The organism is Streptomyces sp. NBC_00193 (assembly GCF_026342735.1).
Classification (GTDB): Bacteria; Actinomycetota; Actinomycetes; order Streptomycetales; family Streptomycetaceae; genus Streptomyces; species Streptomyces stoeckheimensis.
In genome coordinates this window covers 3,182,815-3,201,176 of record NZ_JAPEMM010000001.1, presented here as the reverse complement: position 1 = coordinate 3,201,176, position 18,362 = coordinate 3,182,815, and the positions used below count along the sequence as shown (strand labels likewise).

Below are 18,362 nucleotides of genomic sequence, written 5' to 3'. Positions count from 1 at the left end.
GTCCGAAGATCCGACTTCGGGATGAGCGGAATCCTCCGCTGGTAGCCCTTCCGGCGGGCGCGCCGGGCACGTGCGGCACCGTTTCCAGGGGGCTCCGCCCCGGCCACAGTGGCCGCCAGAGCCGTTCGACGGCTGCGGGCAGACCCCGTACGCGGGGAGGGGGGCTAGCCCGCCTGGGGAGTCGGGGCCGACGGGCCGTCTTCGTTCCGAGCGGCCAGCTCAAGGGCGTGCCGCTTCAGCGCGGCATCGCGGCCGCGGACGTACCAGAGGCCGATGAGGCCGAGGACCCCGCCGACCGCGCAGGTCCAGACCCACCACAGCATGCCCCGGTCCGCGAACCACCCGTAGAAGGGGAGCTGGAAGAGGAAGAGGGCGAACCACAGGATCGTGCCACCGGTCACGGTGGCGACGATCGGACCCTCAAGGGGCTCGGGGGCCTCGTGCGTCGCAGTCCATTTCGCCATGGTGACCAGTCTAGGCCGGTCGGCGGAGGGTCTACGCGCGGAGATAGACGGCCTCTCGTTCATGTGTTCATACTGAAACGGTTTGGGCTTGGCCCGTTTTCGTCGTATGAAACCACCACTGAGGACCAGGACCCCCATGAGCACGTCGGCCCCTGTGGACCGCTATTTCAAGATCTCCGAGCGCGGCTCGACCATCAGCCGCGAGGTCCGCGGCGGCTTCGCCACCTTCTTCGCGATGGCCTACATCATCGTGCTGAACCCGATCATCCTGGGCAGCGCGAAGGACATGTACGGCCACCAGCTCGACGGCGGCCAGCTGGTCACCGCCACCGTGCTGACCGCCGCCTTCACCACCCTCCTCATGGGCGTGATCGGCAACGTCCCGATCGCCCTCGCGGCCGGGCTCGGCGTCAACACCGTGGTCGCCCTCCAGCTCGCCCCGCGCATGAGCTGGCCCGACGCCATGGGCATGGTGGTCCTGGCCGGCTTCGTGGTGATGCTGCTCGTCGCCACCGGTCTGCGCGAGCGGGTCATGAACGCGGTCCCGCTCGGCCTGCGCAAGGGCATCGCGATCGGCATCGGCCTGTTCATCATGCTGATCGGCCTGGTCGACTCGGGGTTCGTCACCCGCATCCCGGACCTCGCCCACACCACGGTCCCGCTCCAGCTCGGCGGCAACGGCCACCTGCACGGCTGGCCCGTCCTGATCTTCGTGGTCGGCGTCCTGCTGACGCTGACCCTGATCATCCGCAAGACCCCCGGCGCGATCCTGATCTCCATCGTGGCCATGACGGTCGCCGCCCTGGCGGTCCAGCTGGTCACCAAGCTCCCGGACGCCGCCTGGGGCCTGACCGTCCCGGAGTGGCCGGGCAACCCGGTGGCCGCCCCCGACTTCGGCCTCATCGGTCAGGTCAGCCTGTTCGGCGGCTTCGGCAAGGTCGGCATGCTGACCGGCATCCTGTTCGTCTTCACCGTGCTGCTGTCCTGCTTCTTCGACGCGATGGGCACCATCCTCGGCGTCGGCGACGAGGCGAAGCTGACGAAGCCGGACGGCTCCTTCCCCGGCATCAACCGGGTGCTGTTCGTCGACGGCATGGCCGTCGCCGCGGGCGGCGCCTCCTCCTCCTCGGCCACCACCTGCTTCGTGGAGTCCACGGCGGGCGTCGGCGAGGGGGCCAGGACGGGCCTCGCGAACATCGTGACGGGCGGCCTCTTCGCCGTGTCGCTGTTCCTCACGCCGCTCGCCACGATGGTCCCCTCGCAGGCGGCCACCCCGGCTCTCGTCGCGGTCGGCTTCCTGATCATGGCCGGCTCGGTCAGGGACATCGACTGGAACGACTTCACCATCGCCGTCCCGGCCTTCCTGGCCATGGTGATGATGCCGTTCACGTACTCGATCACCAACGGCATCGGCATCGGCTTCGTGGCCTTCTCCGTACTGCGGCTGGCGACCGGCCGGGGCCGCGAGGTCCCGGTGGCGATGTACGTCGTGTCGGCGGTCTTCGTCTTCTACTACGCGATGCCGGCGCTGGGCCTCACGTAGCCCCGGGCTCACGCAGCCCCGTAGAACTTCTCCGTCTCGTCGACGGCCGCCTTGAAGCGTTCGTCGAAGTCGTCGCGAATGAGCGTCCGGACCACATAGTCCTGGACGCTCATTCCGCGTTTGGCGGCATGAGTCCGGAGCCTGTCGAGGAGCTCCCCGTCTATGCGCATGCTCAGCACATGTGTCCCCATGCCGAAAGAGTCGGGGCACAGGGCATGGACGCGTGTCACTTTCCGGAGCCGACTCACCCGTACGAGTGACACCGGATACCTGGTGTTCCTTAGGTAGAGTAATGAGTTACTCTAAATACATGCATGACCTTTCCCGTGGTGACGACGCAGCCGCCGTGAACGACCTCCGCTCCGCCGTCATGCGGCTGGGCCGGCGCCTCAAGCACCAGCGCGTCGACGAATCGCTGAGCCCGACCGAGATGTCGGTCCTCGGCACCCTCGCCCGCTGCGGCCAGGCCACCCCCGGTGAGCTGGCCCGACGCGAGCACGTGCAGCCGCCGTCCATGACGCGCATCGTCGCGTTGCTGGAAGCCAAGGGACTGGTCACGCTGGAACCGCACCCCGACGACCGCCGCCAGAAGGTGGTCCGCCAGACGGAGGAGGCCGAAGCGATGCTCGAAGAGAGCCGTCGCAAGCGCAACGCCTTCCTCGCCGGGCTCGCGGCCGAGCTGACCGAGGACGAATGGGCGAAGCTGCGCGAAGCCGCGCCCGTCCTGGACAAGCTCGCGCACCTATAGGAACGACGCCAGGAGGCGAACCTTTTGAGTACGGGACCCGGAGCAGACTCCGCCCCCGGCCACACATCCACCACTACGCACACGCCGGGCACCGCACAGAACGCGAAGAACGCCAAGAACTCGATGTTCAGCTCGCTGAAGATCCGGAACTACCGGCTCTTCGCCACGGGCCAGGCCGTCTCGAACACCGGCACCTGGATGCAGCGCATCGCACAGGACTGGCTGGTCCTGTCCCTGACCGGATCCGCCTCCGCGGTCGGCATCACCATCGCGCTGCAGTTCCTGCCGATGATGCTCTTCGGGCTCTACGGCGGCGTACTCGCCGACCGGCTCCCCAAGCGGCCGCTGCTGCTCTGCACCCAAGCCGCCATGGGCCTCACCGGCCTCGCGCTCGGTGTCCTCACCCTCGCCGGTCACGTCAACGTCTGGCACGTCTACCTCGCCGCCTTCCTCCTCGGCCTGGTCACCGTCGTGGACAACCCGGCCCGCCAGACCTTCGTCTCCGAGATGGTCGGCAAGGACCAGGTGGCCAACGCGGTCAGCCTGAACTCCGCCAACTTCCAGTCCGCGCGACTGGTCGGCCCGGCCATCGCCGGTGTCCTCATCACCGCCGTCGGCTCCGGCTGGGCCTTCCTGCTCAACGGCCTGTCCTTCGCGGCACCCCTCGCGGCCCTGATGCTGATGCGGACGCGGGAGCTGCACCCGGTCGAGGTCCAGCCCCGCGCCAAGGGCCAGCTCCGGGAAGGCCTGCGGTACGTCGCCGGACGGCCCGAGCTGATCTGGCCGATCGTGCTGGTCGGATTCATCGGCACCTTCGGCTTCAACTTCCCGATCTGGCTGTCGGCCTTCGTCAGCAAGGTCTTCCACGGGGACGCGGGCACCTACGGGCTCTTCAACACCCTGATCGCGGCGGGCTCCCTGGCGGGCGCACTGCTGGCGGCCCGCCGGGGCCTTTCCCGCCTGCGGCTGCTGGTCGCGGCGGCGGTGCTCTTCTCCGTCCTCCTGCTGGTGACGGCCTTCGCACCGGGCTTCTGGCTGTTCGCGGCGCTGCTGGTGCCGATCGGCGTCTTCGGCCTGACCGTGAACGTCACCGCCAACTCCAGCGTCCAGATGGCCACCGACCCCGAGATGCGGGGCCGGGTGATGGCCCTGTTCATGATGGTCTTCACCGGCGGCACGCCCATCGGGGCCCCGCTGGTCGGCTGGGTCACGGACACGTACGGCGCGCGGATCGGCATGGCCGCGGGCGGAGCGGTCTCCCTGGCCGCCGCCGTCACGATCGGCCTCGTCCTCTCGCGCATCGGCAACCTCCGCCTCAGCGTGAACCGCCACGGCGTGACCTTCGTCCCCTCGGACCGCCGCCGCCAGCTGGCGACGGCGGCGTAGCGCCTCGCGGGGCCTGAGCCTCAAGGGCCGTGCGGCCCGGCTTCCTGGGGCTCCGCCCCAGACCCCGCTCCTCAAACGCCGGAGGGGCTGGATTTTCCCAGCCCCTCCGGCGTTTGAGGAGCAGGGGTCCGGGGACTGGTCCCCGGCAACGGCGCCGCACGGCGACCACATCGCTAGGCTCGGGTCATGAGACTGTTCGCAGCCGTCATCCCGCCCGAGGCGGCCATCTCGGAACTGGCCCAGGCCGTGCGCGGCCTGCGCGACGACCGGCTGCGCTGGACCGCGGAAGCGGGCTGGCACTTCACGCTCGCCTTCATGGGCGAGGTGCGGGAGGAGCTGCTCCCCGAGCTCCACGCACGCCTCGCCCGCGCCGCCGCCCGCAGCGCCCCCTTCCCCCTCCGGATCCACAGCTCCGGCCACTTCGGCCACCGCTCCCTGTGGGCCGGCGCCGCCGGGGACCTCGACGCCCTGCGCATGCTCGCCGAGCGCGCCGACGCCGCCGCCCGGCGCTCCGGGGTGCCCATGGACCAGCACCACCGCTACACCCCCCACCTCACCCTCGGGCGGCTCCGCGACGAGCGGGACGACGTCCGCCCCTACTGCACGGCCCTGGCCTCCTTCGAGGGCACCGGCTGGCAGGTCGGCGAGCTCAGCCTGGTCCGCAGCAATCTGCCCGACTCCGGCGTCCCCGGCGAACAGCCCCGCTACGACGTCGTCGGCTCCTGGGAACTGGGAGAGCCCGCCCCTCCGTACGAAGGGCGGGCCCGGTCGCGTTAGGCTCGACGGGTGGATCCCAAGACCAGAAACCGCGTCATGGCCGGTGTGCTCGTACTGATGTTCGTCGTGGTGGCGGTGGCCGCCGCGGTGGGCCAGTAGGCCGGCGGCCCACCGCCCCTGCGCCTACCAGGCGAACGCCTCCGGAGCCGGCCCCGGCCCCGGGAAGACCTCGTCCAGCCCCGCCAGCACCTCCGGCGACAGCTCCAGCTCCACCGCCCGCAGCGCGGACGCGAGCTGCTCCGGCGTACGCGGCCCGACGATCGGACCCGTGACCCCGGGACGCGTCAGCAGCCAGGCCAGGGCGACCTCGCCGGGCTCCAGTCCGTGCTTGTCCAGCAGGTCCTCGTACGCCTGCACCTGCGCCCGTACGGAACTGTTCGCGAGCGCGTCCGCCGAGCGGCCGCTCGCCGTGCGGCCCGACTCCGACGCCTTGCGGATGGCCCCGCCCAGCAGCCCGCCGTGCAGCGGGGACCACGGGATGACGCCGAGCCCGTACGCCTCGGCCGCCGGGATGATCTCCAGCTCCGCCCGCCGCTCGGCGAGGTTGTAGAGGCACTGCTCGCTGACCAGGCCGAGCCGCCCCGAGCGCGCCGCGGCCTCGTTGGCCTGGGCGATCTTCCAGCCGGGGAAGTTCGAGGAGCCGGCGTAGAGCACCTTGCCCTGTTGGATCAGGACCTCGACGGCCTGCCAGATCTCCTCGAAGGGCGTCAGCCGGTCCACGTGGTGGAACTGGTAGATGTCGATGTAGTCGGTGTTCAGGCGCTTGAGGCTGGCGTCGACGGCCCGCCGGATGTTCAGCGCCGACAGACGGTCGTAGTTGGGCCACGGGTCGCCCTCCGCGGCCATGTTCCCGTAGACCTTGGTGGCGAGGACCGTCTTCTCCCGGCGGCCGCCGCCCTGGCCGAACCAGGTACCGATGATCTCCTCGGTACGGCCCTTGTTCTCGCCCCACCCGTACACGTTGGCCGTGTCGAAGTAGTTGATGCCGGCGTCGAGGGCCGTGTCCATGAGGGCGTGGCTCTCCGGCTCTCCCGTCTGGGGGCCGAAGTTCATGGTGCCGAGGACAAGTCGGCTGACCTTGAGACCGGTGCGTCCGAGCTGCGTGTACTCCATGGGCCACTAGCCAACTGCCTGGAGTGCGCTCGAAGCAAGGCCCGTCCATGAAGGCCGTGTTACGTGTCCTGCCTACGTGTGCCGCTACGTGTCCTGCCGGCGGCGGTACGGGCCGCCCAGGCCCCAGGCCTGGTGGAGGACCGCCGCGAACTCCCCCGCGAGGCGGTGCTCGCCCGAGGCGTTGGGGTGCGTGCCGTCGTAGGTGTCCCGGTCGATCTCGTACGCCTCCGGGCGCGCGGCCAGCAGGATCGGCGAGGCGGGGGTCGACAGGTCGGCCACGGCCTTGGCGAGGAGCTCGTTGAAGAGCTCGACCTGCTGCGCGAAGGGCGCGTCGTCCCGGGCCCGGACGTTGGGGATGACGGGCAGCAGGACCATCCGTATCCCGGGCCGAGCGGCGCGGGCCTCCGCGATGAAGCGGCGGACGTTGGCGGCGGTGCCCTCGGCGGCGGTGTAGAAGCCCAGGTCGATCAGCCCGAGGGAGACCAGCAGCACGTCGGCCCCGGCGGCGCCGGCGGCGGGCCCGATGAGCGGGGCCATGTGCTGCCAGCCCTCGCCCCAGCCGGCCAGGTGGCGGCGGGCCTCGGCGGGGAAGCCGGGGTCGGCGTAGGCGTCGCTGGCCGGCGCGTCCGCGGCGGCGTCGTAGAGACCGCTGCGGGGGCCGACGATCTCGTACGGGCCGCCGAAGGTGGTGTCGAGGTGCTGCCACATCCGGTAGCGCCAGGTGTAGTCGCCGGCGCGTCCGATGGTCATGGAGTCCCCGACGAACATGAAACGCATCCGGACATCTTCGCGGATCACCGGGCCGCGGCCCCTGTGATGCCGGACACGCGGGGCGGGCTGGCAGGGTAGGGGGATGCGCCCGCATCTGCTGCCCCTGACCGCCGCCGCCGCTGCCGCCCTCGTGCTGATGCCCTCGGTGGCCGCGGCCGCCTCCGGGCCCGCCTCCGGGTTCACGATCACCGACCCGCGGATCAAGGAGTCGAGCGGGCTCGCGGCCAGCCGGATCCACCCCGGCGTCTACTGGACGCACAACGACAGCGACGACGGCCCGTACGTCTACGCCGTGGACTCCGCGACCGGGAAGACGGTCGCCCGGATCACCCTCACCGGCATCGGCAAGCCCCGGGACATCGAGGGGATCTCGCTCGGCCCGGACGGGCAGCTCTACGTCGGCGACATCGGGGACAACCTGAACGGCTCCTGGAACCACGTGTGGATCTACCGCTTCCCCGAGCCGAAGGCGCTCGGGGACGCCACGCTCAAGGCCGAGCAGTTCACCGTGAAGTACGCCGACGGGCCGCGGAACGCGGAGGCGCTGATGGTGCATCCGGTGACGGGGCGGGTGTACATCGCCAGCAAGGACGAGAAGGCCGGCGGGCTCTACGAGGGCCCGGAGGCGCTGTCCGCCTCCGGCACGAACACCTTCCGGCGGATCGGGGACGTCCCGTGGGTCACGGACGGGGCGTTCTCCCCGGACGGGGGGCGGCTCGTGCTGCGGGGGTATCTGTGGGCGAAGACGTACCCGTGGAAGGACGGGCGGCCGGCCGGGGACGGGGAGGCGGTGGCCGCGCCCTGGCAGGGGCAGGCGGAGTCCGTGACCTACACGGCGGACGGGTCGACGCTGATGTTCGGGGCGGAGGGGGCCAACAGCCGGGTCGTCGCCGTCCCGGTGGCGGCCGCCGCGAAGCCCTCGCCTTCGGCGTCCGGCTCCGGCTCCGCCGCTCCCGCTCCCTCCCCGGGCGCGCCCGCCGCCCCCTCGGACGGGAGCTTCACGAAGGGGGCCCTCGTCCTGGTCGCAGCCCTGGCCCTCACCCTGGCCGCGAAGCGGCTCCTCCGCCGCCGCCCCAAGCCCTGACCCTCCGGGCCGGGGTACGGGTCCGGGTGCGGGTGGTGGGCCCTGCGGGGCGAAGTCCCCTACCCGCCCTTCCACCGTTCCCCGGGCTCCGCCCGGACCCCCTGGGGCTCCGCCCCGGACCCCGCTCCTCAAACGCCGGAGGGGCTGGATTTCCCAGCCCCTCCGGCGGTCCTGCTGCTACGCCCCCTGGATCGGGATCTGGTGGGACGACTCCGGGGCGGAGCCGTTCACCGGGGTGGTGGCGGGTGCGGGCGGCTGGGACATCGTCGACAGGAGCTGGCGGGCCAGGCCCAGGCCCGTGCCGCCCATCGTCAGGGCCTTCGCGAACATCTCCGACATGCCCTCCGCCCCGTTGAGGAGGATCATGTGCTCGACGTTGCCGAAGGCACCCGCCCCCGCCTCCACGATCGCCGGCCAGTTCTCGGCGAGCTGCTGCGCGACCACCGCCTCCTGGTTCTCCGCCAGCGCGGCGGCCCGCGCCTTGATGGCCGTCGCCTCCGCGAGGCCCTTCGCCTTGGCGGCCTCCGCCAGCGCCAGCCCGTTCGCCTGGGCCGACGCCGCCTCCGCGAGGCCCTTGGCCTGGGTCGCCGCCGCCTCCGCCTCACCGGTCGCGCGGGTGGCCGTCGCCGCGGCCAGGCCCCTGGCCTCGGTGGCCTTCGCGTCGGCCGCCGCGGCCGTCGTCACCCGGGTCGCCTCGGCCGCGGCCGCCAGCTCCGTCTCCTTCGCCTTGGCCTGCGCCGCCGAGATGCGCGCGTCGCGGTCCGCCTCGGCCCGGGTCCGGGTCTCGTACGCCGCCGCGTCCGCCGGCTTGCGCACGTCCGCCTGGAGCTGCTGCTCGCGCCGCTGCGCCTCCAGCTCCGCCACCCGGGTCTCCTGGACCACGACCTCCTGCCGCGCCGCCGCCTCCGACAGCGGGCCCGCCTGCCGGGCCGTCGCGGCCGCCTTGTCCCGCTCGGCCTGGTAGCCGGCCTGGAGGATCTCGCTGTCCCGGGTGGCCTCCGACATCCGCGCGAAGGCGGCCTGTTCGGCCTCGGTGGCCCGCAGGTTGGCGTCCGCCTGGGCGATCCGCGCGTCCCGCTGGACGGCCGCCGCGTGCGGCATCGCCAGGTTCTTGATGTAGCCCGTCGGGTCCTCGATCTCGTGGATCTGGAGGGAGTCGACGATCAGGCCGAGCTTCTCCATCTCCGTACCGCACGCCGCCCGGGTCTGCCCGGTCAGCTTCTCCCGGTCGCGGATCATGTCCTCGACCGTCAGGCCGCCCACGATGGAGCGCAGATGGCCGGCGAAGACGATGTGCACCCGCTCGGGCATCATCTTCTGCTGGTCCAGGAAGCGGCGGGCCGCGTTGGCGATGGACACGAAGTCGTCGCCGATCTTGAAGATGACCACGCCCTTGACCCGCAGCGGGATGCCCTGGTGGGTCACGCAGTCCACGTTCAGCTGGGTCTCGTTGAGGTCCAGCGACAGCTTGCGCACGGCCTGCACGCCGGGCATCACCATCGTTCCCCGCCCGGTGACGATGCGGAAGCCCATGCCCTCCGCGATGCCCTCGGTCTTGTGCGCGGAGCCCGAGATGACCAGCGCCTCGTTGGGCTCGGCCACCCGCCACATGAGCTTGAACAGGCCGATCGCGGCCGCGATCGCACCCACCACAATCCCTGCCAGTACGCCGACAGACATCGGCAACTCCCCCTCGTACACGGTCGCGTTCGCCACCGAAGAAGGCGAGTGTGCGCCCGTGTCAGGGCGGCGTGAAGACGGCGGCCGATTCTTGTCGCCATCTTGATACGAGAGGACGACCAGGGAGCACGGCCCCTGGTCAGTCCCCGTACGCGGCCATCACGTAGACCGTCCGCGGCGGCAGGTACTCGACCACCGTGACCACCGTCCCGACCGCCAGCCGGCCCGTCCCCGGCGCCGGGTGCGCGAGGAAGTGCTCGGCTCCGCCCCGGATCCGCACGATGACCTCGCCGACCAGCCCCGGCCCGACCGTTCCGGTGACCCGGCCGTCCAGTCCCACCATGTCCGATTCCCCCATGCACCGAGCGTACGGGTCTAACCCCGTGCGGGATCCTCGTCGAGCCGGTATTCCTCGCCGTCCGCGTGGTAGCCGTACAGCTCCCCGTAGCGGCCCCAGTCCGTCGCCGTCTCCAGCTGCTGCTCCAGCTGCTCGCTCGTGTAGTGGTGCGAGAGCAGGTCGCGGAAGAAGCCGGCCCGCTGGGTGCCGCCCCGCGAGCGCTGCAGGGTGGTGTGGATCAGGTGGACCAGCGGGACCTCCATGGCCCCCTGCGCGAACAGTTCCTTCGACTCCTGTACGTCGGCCCCCGCGAAGGCGCTGCCGCGGGCGGTCAGCACCAGGTGCAGGTCCCGTACCTCGGCCAGCCCCAGCAGTTCCAGCCCGTCCACCTGGGGCAGTACGTCGTCCACCTCCAGGCCCAGTTCCTCGGCGAGGTCGGCGAGGTCCACGCTGCCGTCGCCGGTGCCGCGCTGGAGCACGATCTCGGCGAGGCCCGCCATCCCGTCGACGCTGGCCGCCGGGAGCGGGGTGTTGGCCGGGGTGCGCTTGGCCGGCGGGGCCGTGGGCGTGCTGGCGGTGGCCTGGGCGGTGCGGCCGGTCATCACCGCGTACACGGCGTCCACGATCCGCTCGAAGTCGGCGCCGCCCCGGTCCCGGGGGCGGGCCAGGTCCACCGCGAAGGTCTCCTTGATGGTTCCGTAGGGCCGCGAGCCCAGCACCACCACCCGGTCGGCCATCAGCACGGCCTCCTCGATGTTGTGCGTGACCAGCACCACCGCCTTGGCGGGGAAGCGGTCGGAGGCCCACAGCTCCATCAGCTCACCGCGCAGGTTCTCGGCGGTGAGCACGTCCAGGGCGGAGAACGGCTCGTCCATCATCAGCACGTCCGGCTCCACGACCAGGGCCCGGGCGAAGCCGACGCGCTGGCGCATCCCGCCGCTGAGCTCCTTCGGGTAGGCCGACTCGAAGCCGTCCAGGCCGATCAGGTCGATGGCCTCCACCGCTTGGCGGGCCCGCGCCTCGCGGTCCATGCCCTTGGCCTCCAGGCCCAGTTCCACGTTCTGCTGCACCGTCAGCCAGGGCAGCAGCGCGAAGGTCTGGAACACCATCGCCGTGCCGGGGTTCGCCCCGCGCAGCTCCTCGCCCCGGTAGGTGACCGAGCCGGAGCTGGCGGGGATCAGCCCGGCGAGGCAGCGCAGCAGGGTGGACTTGCCGCTGCCGGACTTCCCGAGGAGGGCGACGATCTCGCCCTCGCGGATCTCCAGGTCGATGCCGCCGAGCACGGGCAGTTCCCCGTCGGCGCCGGCGTAGGACTTGGTGAGGGCGGCGGCCTGGAGGATCGTGGTCATGCGGGGCGGGCTCCTCGGTCGGTCGGTCGAGCGGGCGTACGAGCGGTCGGGCGGGCGGGGTTCAGATGGAGTAGCGGCGCTCCGCGAGCCGGTACAGGGGCCGCCAGAACAACCGGTTGAGGCCGACGACGTACAGGCTCATGACGGCGATCCCGGCGATCAGCTTGGGGAAGTCCCCGTCCTCGGTGGCGTGGAAGATGTACGCGCCGAGGCCGGTCGCGGACAGCGTGGTCCCGGCGAAGGTGACGACCTCACCGACGATGGAGGCGTTCCAGGCGCCGCCCGAGGCGGTGATGCCGCCGGTGACGTACGAGGGGAACACGGCCGGGATGATCAGGCGCTTCCAGCGCTGGAGCCCGCGGACGCCGAGGTCGTCCATGGCCTCCTTGAGGTCCGAGGGGATGGCCATGGCTCCGGCGATGGCGTTGAAGAGGATGTACCACTGCGCGCCCAGGGCCATCAGCAGGATGCAGCCGATGTTGATGTTCAGCCCGGTCCTGAGGAAGAACCAGACGGCCACCGGGAAGAGCAGGTTCGCGGGGAAGCTCGCCAGCACCTGCACCACGGGCTGGGCGATCTTCGTGAGCCGGGGCGAGGAGCCGATCCACACGCCCACGGGCACCCACACGACGGTGGCGGCGGCGACGAGCACGATCACCCGGACGAAGGTGATCAGCCCGAGCAGCAGCGGCTCCCCGAACACCCCGAGGCCGGCTTCGGCTTCGCGCTGGAGGTAGCCCACCAGGTCGTACAGGCCCCACAGGATGACGGCTCCGGCGACGACGCCGAAGACCACGTCGCCGGTCCGGCGGCGGGCCGGATCCACGGACAGCGCCCGGTCGTCGCGGCCCAGTACGCGGGCGGCCCGGCCGGTGGCGTCGCGGGCGGGGGCGGTGGCACGGCCGAGCAGGCGGGGCCAGTGGGAGCGGCGCAGGAAGTCCAGTACGTAGCTGCGCTGGACGTCGGTGGACTCCGACTGCTCGTTCTTGTACTTCTCCGCCCAGGCCGTGAGGGGCCGCCAGAAGAAGAAGTTGACGGTGACGATGGTGACGGTCATCGCGAGGATGACCCAGGCGATCTTCCCGAGGTCGCCCTCGCCGATCGCGGTGCCCGCGTACGAGCCGAGGCCCGGGACGGCGTACTCCTGCCCGGAGACGGAGACCGCCTCGGAGGCCACGAGCATGAACCAGCCGCCGGCGAAGCTCATCATGCCGTTCCACACCAGGTCGATGACCCCGGCGGGGACCTCCACGCGCCAGAAGCGCATCCAGCGGGTGAAGCCGAACGAGCGGGACACCTCGTCGAGTTCGCGGGGGAGGGAGGTCAGGGTGGCGTAGAACCCGAAGGTCATGTTCCAGGCCTGGGAGGTGAAGATGGCGAAGATGACGGCGCATTCGAGGCCGAGGAGCGAGCCGGGGAACAGGGCCACGAAGAAGGTGACGAGGACCGAGAGGAAGCCGAGGACGGGGACGGACTGGAGGATGTCCAGGGCCGGGATCAGCACCCGTTCCAGGCGGCGGCTGCGGGCGGCGGCGTAGGCGTAGCCGAAGGTGAAGACCACGGAGGCGAACAGCGCGATGAACATCCGCAGGACGCTGCGGGCGGCGTAGTACGGGAGCTTCGCCGGGTCCGTGTCCACGTCGGGGACGTCGGCGGGGTCGAAGTTGACCGTGGTGCCCTTGCCGACCTGGAGGATCGCGTACCCGAGCACCAGGAAGGCCGCCGCCACGGCGAAGTCGACCCAGGACAGGCGGGTGCGGGTGGGCGCCGCCTGTCCGGTGTGGGTCTCTGGGCGCGTGGAGGTCTTCATCCCGCCCAGCGGATCACGCCTGACGGCCCGTCGCGCCCCGAGTCGCCCAACCGGGCGAGGCCGCGGGGCCGGACCTGGTCCGGCTACGGGGGCGCCGCTCCGGCGGGTGCCGCTGCACGGGCGGGTGCCGCTGCGCGGGGCGGAGTTCCCCTACCCGCCCTTCGCCCGTTCCCCGGGCTGCGCCCGGACCCCCTGGGGCTCCGCCCCGGACCCCGCGCCTCAAACGCCGGCGAGGCTGGATACGGCCGACCCCGGAAGGGGTTACGAGTGGCCGAGGTCCGTGGCCAGCTCGTCCGCCGTCGGGACCGAACCCGAGTCGGGGGACGGGCGGAGGTGGAACTCGTCCGAGGCCATCGAGTCCAGGACGGGCGGCGCAGGTCGCGGCGGCTTCGGCATGACCGCGGCCTCCGAGTGGCCGCCGCAGCCGTAGGACAGGGAGACGAGCCGGCCGTCGGCCGGTCCGAACTCGTTCGCGCAGATGCCGAAGGCCTGGCCCAGCGAGCCGCCGATCGCGACGAGGAAGCCACAGGAGACGCACGAGGCCGGGGCCGCCTGCGCCATCGGGGTCTTCGCGCCGAAGGACTCGTCCCAGCGGTCGGCCGCGCTGTGCAGCCCGTAGCGGGAGAGCACGCGCGCCCGCCGCATGCCCAGTTCCTCCGCGACGGAGGTGATGGAGCCGCGTACGGGGACCACCGCGCGGTCGGTGACGTCGGCGTCCTCCGCCTCGACCAGTTCGGCCATCTCGGTGGACACCACCGAGTTCGGCGGCGGGGCGTCCTCGCCCGACCAGCCGGCCTCCAGGCGCAGGTCCTCGGCGTCCGTGGGGAGCAGGTCGCCCGGACCCATGTCGCCCGGCCGCAGCCGCTCGCTCCACGGCACCCACTCGGGGGCCAGCAGGGCGTCGTCGCCCGGGAGCAGCACCGTTTCGTCGAGGGTGACGTTCTTCGCGCGGGAGGCACGTGTCACCGTCACGGCCCAACGCCAGCCGCGGTAGCCGGGGTCCTTGCACTCGAAGAAGTGCGTGACGACCCGGTCACCTTCCGCGATGGCGGCGGTGTGTTCGCCGACCACTCCGGGGTAGGCGGCTTCTTCGGCCGCCGCTCGGGCGAGGTCTACCGCCTCGACGCACAGGCGGTCGGGGGTACGGCTTCGCGTCGTCGCAGCACTCACAGGTCTCGTTCTCTCCTACGCCGTCTCACGAGTGCGCCGTCCGTACTTGTCGTCCACAACGACCCGTCGGCTGTCCCTACGTAGCGCGGGCGGAGCGGACCAGGGGGCCGCGTCGACGTCCGCGCCCGATCGGGTTCCAGGGCGCACCTACCTGCGATCCATTCTGAGGGATCGCGAAGAGGCGCGCGGCCAGGAGCAACCGCCGGTGGCGCGCTACGCACGCTACCTCCTCCGGCGCCTTCGGCCCACATGCAAGGTCCGATTCGCGGACACCCACGGCCAACCCGCGGCCGAGCCGGGGCCCGGCCGGGTCCCCGCGACGCGCCGGGAAGGGTCCCGGGAGGCCGAGTGGGGCACTATGGCCACGTGGCACCCGTACGGTCGTCCGATGACGGCTCGGGACCGGCCAGGCGGGCCGGCCGGGCCATCGGGCGTGCCCTGCACCTGCCCTTCACGGGTACGGCGCGCGGAATCCGGCGGGCCACCCACGCGCACGGGGCGGGCGAATCGGGTCTCGGCAAGCTGATCGAGCTGCACGCGATCAACGGCGCCGGTGATGTGATGATCACAGTTGCACTCGCCTCCACCGTCTTCTTCTCCGTCCCCACGGACGAGGCACGCGGCCGGGTCGCCCTGTACCTCGCCATCACGATGGCCCCCTTCACCCTGCTGGCCCCGGTGATCGGTCCCCTGCTGGACCGGCTGCCGCACGGACGGCGGGCCGCGATGGCCGGCGCGATGCTCACCCGGGCCCTGCTGGCCGTGATGATGTCGGGCGCGGTGGCCACGGGCGGGCTGGAGCTGTACCCGGCCGCCCTCGGCGTCCTCGTCGCCTCCAAGGCCTACGGGGTGGTCCGCAGCGCGGTGGTCCCACGACTCCTCCCACCGGGGTTCTCCCTGGTCAAGGCGAACTCCCGGGTCACCCTGGCCGGCCTGCTGGCCACCGGCGCCGCCGCGCCCGTGGGCGCCGCCCTGCACACGATCGGTCCGCCGTGGCCGCTCTACGGAGCGTGCGCGATCTTCATCTGGGGCACCTTCGCGGCGTTCACGCTGCCGCACAAGGTCGACGAGGCGAAGGGCGAGCGGCGGGCCCGGCTCTCCACCCACGAGCCGCACTCGAAGCGGCCGGGGCTGCGGACGGTCAGCCGGCCGGTGCTGTGCGGGCTGCTGGCGAACGCGTCGATGCGCGGGCTGTCCGGGTTCCTGATCTTCTTCCTGGCGTTCCTGCTGCGCGAGCACCCGCTCGCAGGGCAGAGCGCGGCGGTGTCGCTGGGCATCGTCGGCGTCTCGGCGGGCGTCGGCAACGCCTGCGGGACCGCCGTCGGGGCCTGGCTCCGGGCCCGCGCGCCCGAGGCGATCATCGCCGCCGTACTGTCCCTGACCCTCGCGGTGGCCGTCCTCGCGGCGGTCTTCTTCAGCGGGGTGTTCATGGCCGTCCTGGGCGCGACGGCCGGCTTCTGCCAGGCCCTCGCGAAGCTCTCGCTGGACGCGATGATCCAGCGCGACGTGCCCGAGGCCGTCCGTACGTCGGCCTTCGCCCGTTCGGAGACCCTGCTCCAGGTGGCCTGGGTACTGGGCGGCTCGATCGGCATCGCGCTCCCCCTCAACGGGGTCCTCGGCATGTCCGTCGCCGCGGCGGTGGTCGCCCTGGGCACGACGATGGCCCTGCGCGGCTTCCTCACCTCCCCGCGCCACCAGCAGCACAGCTCCTCCCGGCCCCGGGTGGCGTAGCCGCTGCCCTGCGGGGCCGTCCCCTACCCGCCCTTCCACCGTTCCCCGGGCTCCGCCCGGACCCGCGCCTCAAACGCCGGCGAGGCTGGATTCGGCCGCCGGGGGTCGGAAAATCCAGCCCCTCCGGCGTTTGAGGAGCGGGGTCCGGGGCGGAGCCCCGGAAGGCCCGGCGCAGCCGGGGGCGCTGTGCGCAGCGGCGCCGCACCCCGGGAACCTCGCGCAGCGCGCCGCACCGTAGGACCCCGTGCAGCAGCGCAGCGTACGGGCCCGATAGCCTTCGGCTCATGACCGCACCGCTTTTCTCGGGTAGGGCCCGCCGCAGCGTCGCGGCCCTCGGAGCCGTTTCCGCCGGCCTCCTCCTCCTCTCCGCCTGTGACAAGCCGACGCCGCTGGCGACCGTGACGGTCGGCACCTCGTCGGTGTCCACCGAAGCCGCCTGCAGCGACGCCAAGGAGCTCACGGCCGACAAGGTCCAGGAGTGCTTCGCCGACCTCAAGCACGCCAAGAACATCGACTACGGCCGCGGCGACACGCTGCGCCTCGGTGTCGAGCCGGACGTCGTCGAGGACGGCAAGAAGTGGCAGGCGGTCCTCGACGGGCAGCCGATCACCGAGCCCTCCTCGAACACCTACCGCAGCTTCCCCGGCGCCGACCTGTTCGCCACCGGCGGCCAGGGCGAGGCCCCGGCCTCCAAGAAGCTGAACATCGTCCAGGTGTCCGAGGACGGCAAGCCCATCGCCGTCTGGGCCTTCAACGTCAAGCTCAAGTAGTCCCGTACCCACCATGCGCGCGCTCATCGTGACCGCGGTGACGGCGGAGGCCGACTCCGTCGTCCGAGGCCTGTCCGGTCCGGTCCCTCATCCGGACCACACCCCCGGCCCGGACCACGCCCCCGGTTTCACTTCCGAGCCGCGCACCCTCCCCGGCGGTTACCTCATCCACCGCCGGGGAGCCTTCGACGTGCTGGTCGCCGGTGTCGGCCCGGCCGCCGCGGCCGCCGGTACGGCGACCGCCCTGGCGCTCGCGGCAGCCCCCGGCTACGGCCTCGTCGTCTCCGCCGGCATCGGCGGCGGGTTCGCGCCCGCCGCCCCGATCGGCTCCCTCGTGGTCGCCGACGCGATCGTCGCCGCCGATCTGGGCGCCGAGACCCCGCAGGGGTTCCTGACCGTCACCGAACTCGGCTTCGGCCGCAGCGTGCACCTGCCTCCCGCAGAGCTCGCCGCGCGCGCCGCCGAGGCGACCGGGGCGCTGCTCGCGCCCGTGCTGACCGTCTCCACCGTCACCGGCACCGCCGCCCGTACGACCGCCCTCGCCGCCCGGCACCCGCTCGCCGGGGCCGAGGCGATGGAGGGCTTCGGGGTCGCGGAGGCCGCCGCCGCCCACGGGCTGCCCGTGCTGGAGGTCCGTGCCGTCTCCAACGCCGTGGGCCCGCGGGACCGCGACGCCTGGCGGATCGGCGAGGCGCTGACGGCGCTGGCCGACGGCTTCCGGGCACTGGGACCCGTACTCGCTTCCTGGGGAGGACCCTCATGACCGCAGCAGCCGCCGCACCGCCCGTGCGGATCGCGTACTCGCCCTGCCCGAACGACACCTTCGTCTTCGACGCCTGGGCCCACGGCCGGGTCCCCGGCGCGCCCGCCCTCGACGTCACCTTCGCCGACATCGACCTCACCAACGGCATGGCCGAGCGCGGCGAGCTCGACGTGCTGAAGGTCTCCTACGCCGTCCTGCCGTGGGTCCTGGAGGAATACGCGCTCCTCCCCTGCGGCGGCGCGCTGGGCCGCGGTTGCGGGCCCCTGGTCCTCACCCGGGAGCCGGGCCTGGACCTGACCGGCAAGACGGTCGCGGTCCCGAGCGAACGCTCCACCGCCTACCTGCTGTTCCGGCTGTGGGCCGCCGACGTGCTGCCCGAAGGCGTCGGCAAGGTGGTCGTCCTCCCGTTCCACGAGATCATGCCCGCCGTGCGCGACGGCCGGGTGGACGCCGGACTGGTCATCCACGAGGCCCGGTTCACCTACCGCGACTACGGACTGCACTGTCTGGCCGACATGGGCGAGCACTGGGAGTCCACGACCGGCCTGCCGATCCCGCTCGGCGCGATCATCGCCAAGCGCTCCCTGGGCGCGGACGCGCTGCGCGCGCTCGCCGAGGCCGCCCGCACGTCGGTCCGGATGGCCTGGGCCGACCCGGAGGCGTCCCGGCCGTACGTACGGGCGCACGCGCAGGAGCTGGACCCGGCCGTCGCCGACCAGCACATCGGGCTGTACGTCAACGAGTTCACCGCCGACCTGGGCGAAGCCGGCTACGCGGCGGTGCGCGGGCTGCTGACCCGGGCGGCCGCGGAGGGTCTTGTTCCGGCCATCGCAGCCGACGCGCTGGTCTTCCCGTAGGACATGACC

18 protein-coding genes are annotated in these 18,362 nt (G+C 72.2%); 9 read left to right on the top strand and 9 right to left on the bottom strand.

Annotation, left to right across the window (positions count from 1 at the left end; all coding sequences use genetic code 11):
* Positions 1-164: 164 nt before the first annotated feature.
* Positions 165-464, bottom strand: a complete 300-nt coding sequence (locus OG898_RS14290; RefSeq protein WP_250747481.1) for a DUF2530 domain-containing protein — start codon at positions 462-464, stop codon at positions 165-167.
* A 136-nt stretch (positions 465-600) separates the two neighbouring features.
* On the opposite strand from OG898_RS14290, the gene OG898_RS14285 reads away from it, so the two are divergent.
* On the top strand, positions 601-2,007 hold the full coding sequence (locus tag OG898_RS14285; RefSeq protein ID WP_266957135.1) for an NCS2 family permease: 1,407 nt from the start codon (positions 601-603) through the stop codon (positions 2,005-2,007).
* A gap of 8 nt (positions 2,008-2,015) precedes the next feature.
* On the opposite strand, the gene OG898_RS14280 is transcribed toward OG898_RS14285, so the two are convergent.
* The gene (locus tag OG898_RS14280; protein ID WP_250747478.1) at positions 2,016-2,198 is read right to left on the bottom strand and encodes a BrnA antitoxin family protein; all 183 of its coding nucleotides are present in this window, start codon (positions 2,196-2,198) and stop codon (positions 2,016-2,018) included.
* A 119-nt stretch (positions 2,199-2,317) separates the two neighbouring features.
* On the opposite strand from OG898_RS14280, the gene OG898_RS14275 reads away from it, so the two are divergent.
* From OG898_RS14275 to thpR, 3 genes are all read left to right on the top strand, one after another.
* Positions 2,318-2,755: a MarR family winged helix-turn-helix transcriptional regulator gene (locus OG898_RS14275; RefSeq protein ID WP_250747476.1), complete on the top strand. Its 438-nt coding sequence runs from the start codon at positions 2,318-2,320 to the stop codon at positions 2,753-2,755.
* A gap of 24 nt (positions 2,756-2,779) precedes the next feature.
* Positions 2,780-4,141, top strand: coding sequence for an MFS transporter (locus tag OG898_RS14270; protein ID WP_266957132.1), 1,362 nt, complete (start codon positions 2,780-2,782; stop codon positions 4,139-4,141).
* A 186-nt stretch (positions 4,142-4,327) separates the two neighbouring features.
* The gene (thpR, locus tag OG898_RS14265) at positions 4,328-4,918 is read left to right on the top strand and encodes an RNA 2',3'-cyclic phosphodiesterase (protein WP_266957130.1); all 591 of its coding nucleotides are present in this window, start codon (positions 4,328-4,330) and stop codon (positions 4,916-4,918) included.
* 123 nt (positions 4,919-5,041) lie between these two features.
* On the opposite strand, the gene OG898_RS14260 is transcribed toward thpR, so the two are convergent.
* Both OG898_RS14260 and OG898_RS14255 read right to left on the bottom strand, forming a co-directional pair.
* A complete protein-coding gene (locus OG898_RS14260; protein ID WP_266957128.1) occupies positions 5,042-6,031 on the bottom strand; it encodes an aldo/keto reductase in 990 nt (329 codons plus the stop codon).
* 84 nt (positions 6,032-6,115) lie between these two features.
* The gene (locus OG898_RS14255) at positions 6,116-6,808 is read right to left on the bottom strand and encodes a GDSL-type esterase/lipase family protein (protein ID WP_266957126.1); all 693 of its coding nucleotides are present in this window, start codon (positions 6,806-6,808) and stop codon (positions 6,116-6,118) included.
* Positions 6,809-6,884: 76 nt separating this feature from the next.
* Between OG898_RS14255 and OG898_RS14250 the strand changes: the two genes are divergently transcribed.
* Positions 6,885-7,886 (top strand): WD40 repeat domain-containing protein, encoded by a 1,002-nt coding sequence (locus tag OG898_RS14250; RefSeq protein ID WP_266957124.1) that lies wholly within the window; start codon positions 6,885-6,887, stop codon positions 7,884-7,886.
* Positions 7,887-8,063: 177 nt separating this feature from the next.
* On the opposite strand, the gene OG898_RS14245 is transcribed toward OG898_RS14250, so the two are convergent.
* From OG898_RS14245 to OG898_RS14225, 5 genes are all read right to left on the bottom strand, one after another.
* Entirely contained in the window at positions 8,064-9,566 is a 1,503-nt protein-coding gene (locus tag OG898_RS14245; protein WP_266960243.1) for a flotillin family protein, read from the bottom strand.
* Between the two features lie 139 nt (positions 9,567-9,705).
* Entirely contained in the window at positions 9,706-9,924 is a 219-nt protein-coding gene (locus OG898_RS14240) for a hypothetical protein (RefSeq protein WP_266878693.1), read from the bottom strand.
* Positions 9,925-9,941: 17 nt separating this feature from the next.
* Positions 9,942-11,252, bottom strand: coding sequence for a nitrate/sulfonate/bicarbonate ABC transporter ATP-binding protein (locus OG898_RS14235; protein ID WP_250747464.1), 1,311 nt, complete (start codon positions 11,250-11,252; stop codon positions 9,942-9,944).
* 61 nt (positions 11,253-11,313) lie between these two features.
* A complete protein-coding gene (locus OG898_RS14230) occupies positions 11,314-13,062 on the bottom strand; it encodes an ABC transporter permease subunit (protein ID WP_266957121.1) in 1,749 nt (582 codons plus the stop codon).
* A 261-nt stretch (positions 13,063-13,323) separates the two neighbouring features.
* Complete coding sequence (locus tag OG898_RS14225) at positions 13,324-14,232, bottom strand: DUF3027 domain-containing protein (RefSeq protein ID WP_250747460.1); 909 nt, start codon at positions 14,230-14,232, stop codon at positions 13,324-13,326.
* A gap of 366 nt (positions 14,233-14,598) precedes the next feature.
* Between OG898_RS14225 and OG898_RS14220 the strand changes: the two genes are divergently transcribed.
* From OG898_RS14220 to OG898_RS14205, 4 genes are all read left to right on the top strand, one after another.
* Positions 14,599-15,963 (top strand): MFS transporter, encoded by a 1,365-nt coding sequence (locus tag OG898_RS14220; protein WP_250747458.1) that lies wholly within the window; start codon positions 14,599-14,601, stop codon positions 15,961-15,963.
* Positions 15,964-16,247: 284 nt separating this feature from the next.
* The gene (locus tag OG898_RS14215; protein ID WP_250747456.1) at positions 16,248-16,733 is read left to right on the top strand and encodes a DUF2771 domain-containing protein; all 486 of its coding nucleotides are present in this window, start codon (positions 16,248-16,250) and stop codon (positions 16,731-16,733) included.
* Between the two features lie 13 nt (positions 16,734-16,746).
* Positions 16,747-17,496, top strand: coding sequence for a futalosine hydrolase (locus OG898_RS14210; protein ID WP_266957118.1), 750 nt, complete (start codon positions 16,747-16,749; stop codon positions 17,494-17,496).
* Positions 17,493-18,353, top strand: coding sequence for a 1,4-dihydroxy-6-naphthoate synthase (locus tag OG898_RS14205; RefSeq protein WP_250747453.1), 861 nt, complete (start codon positions 17,493-17,495; stop codon positions 18,351-18,353). The genes OG898_RS14210 and OG898_RS14205 overlap by 4 nt, the downstream gene beginning before the upstream one ends.
* Positions 18,354-18,362 lie beyond the last annotated feature (9 nt).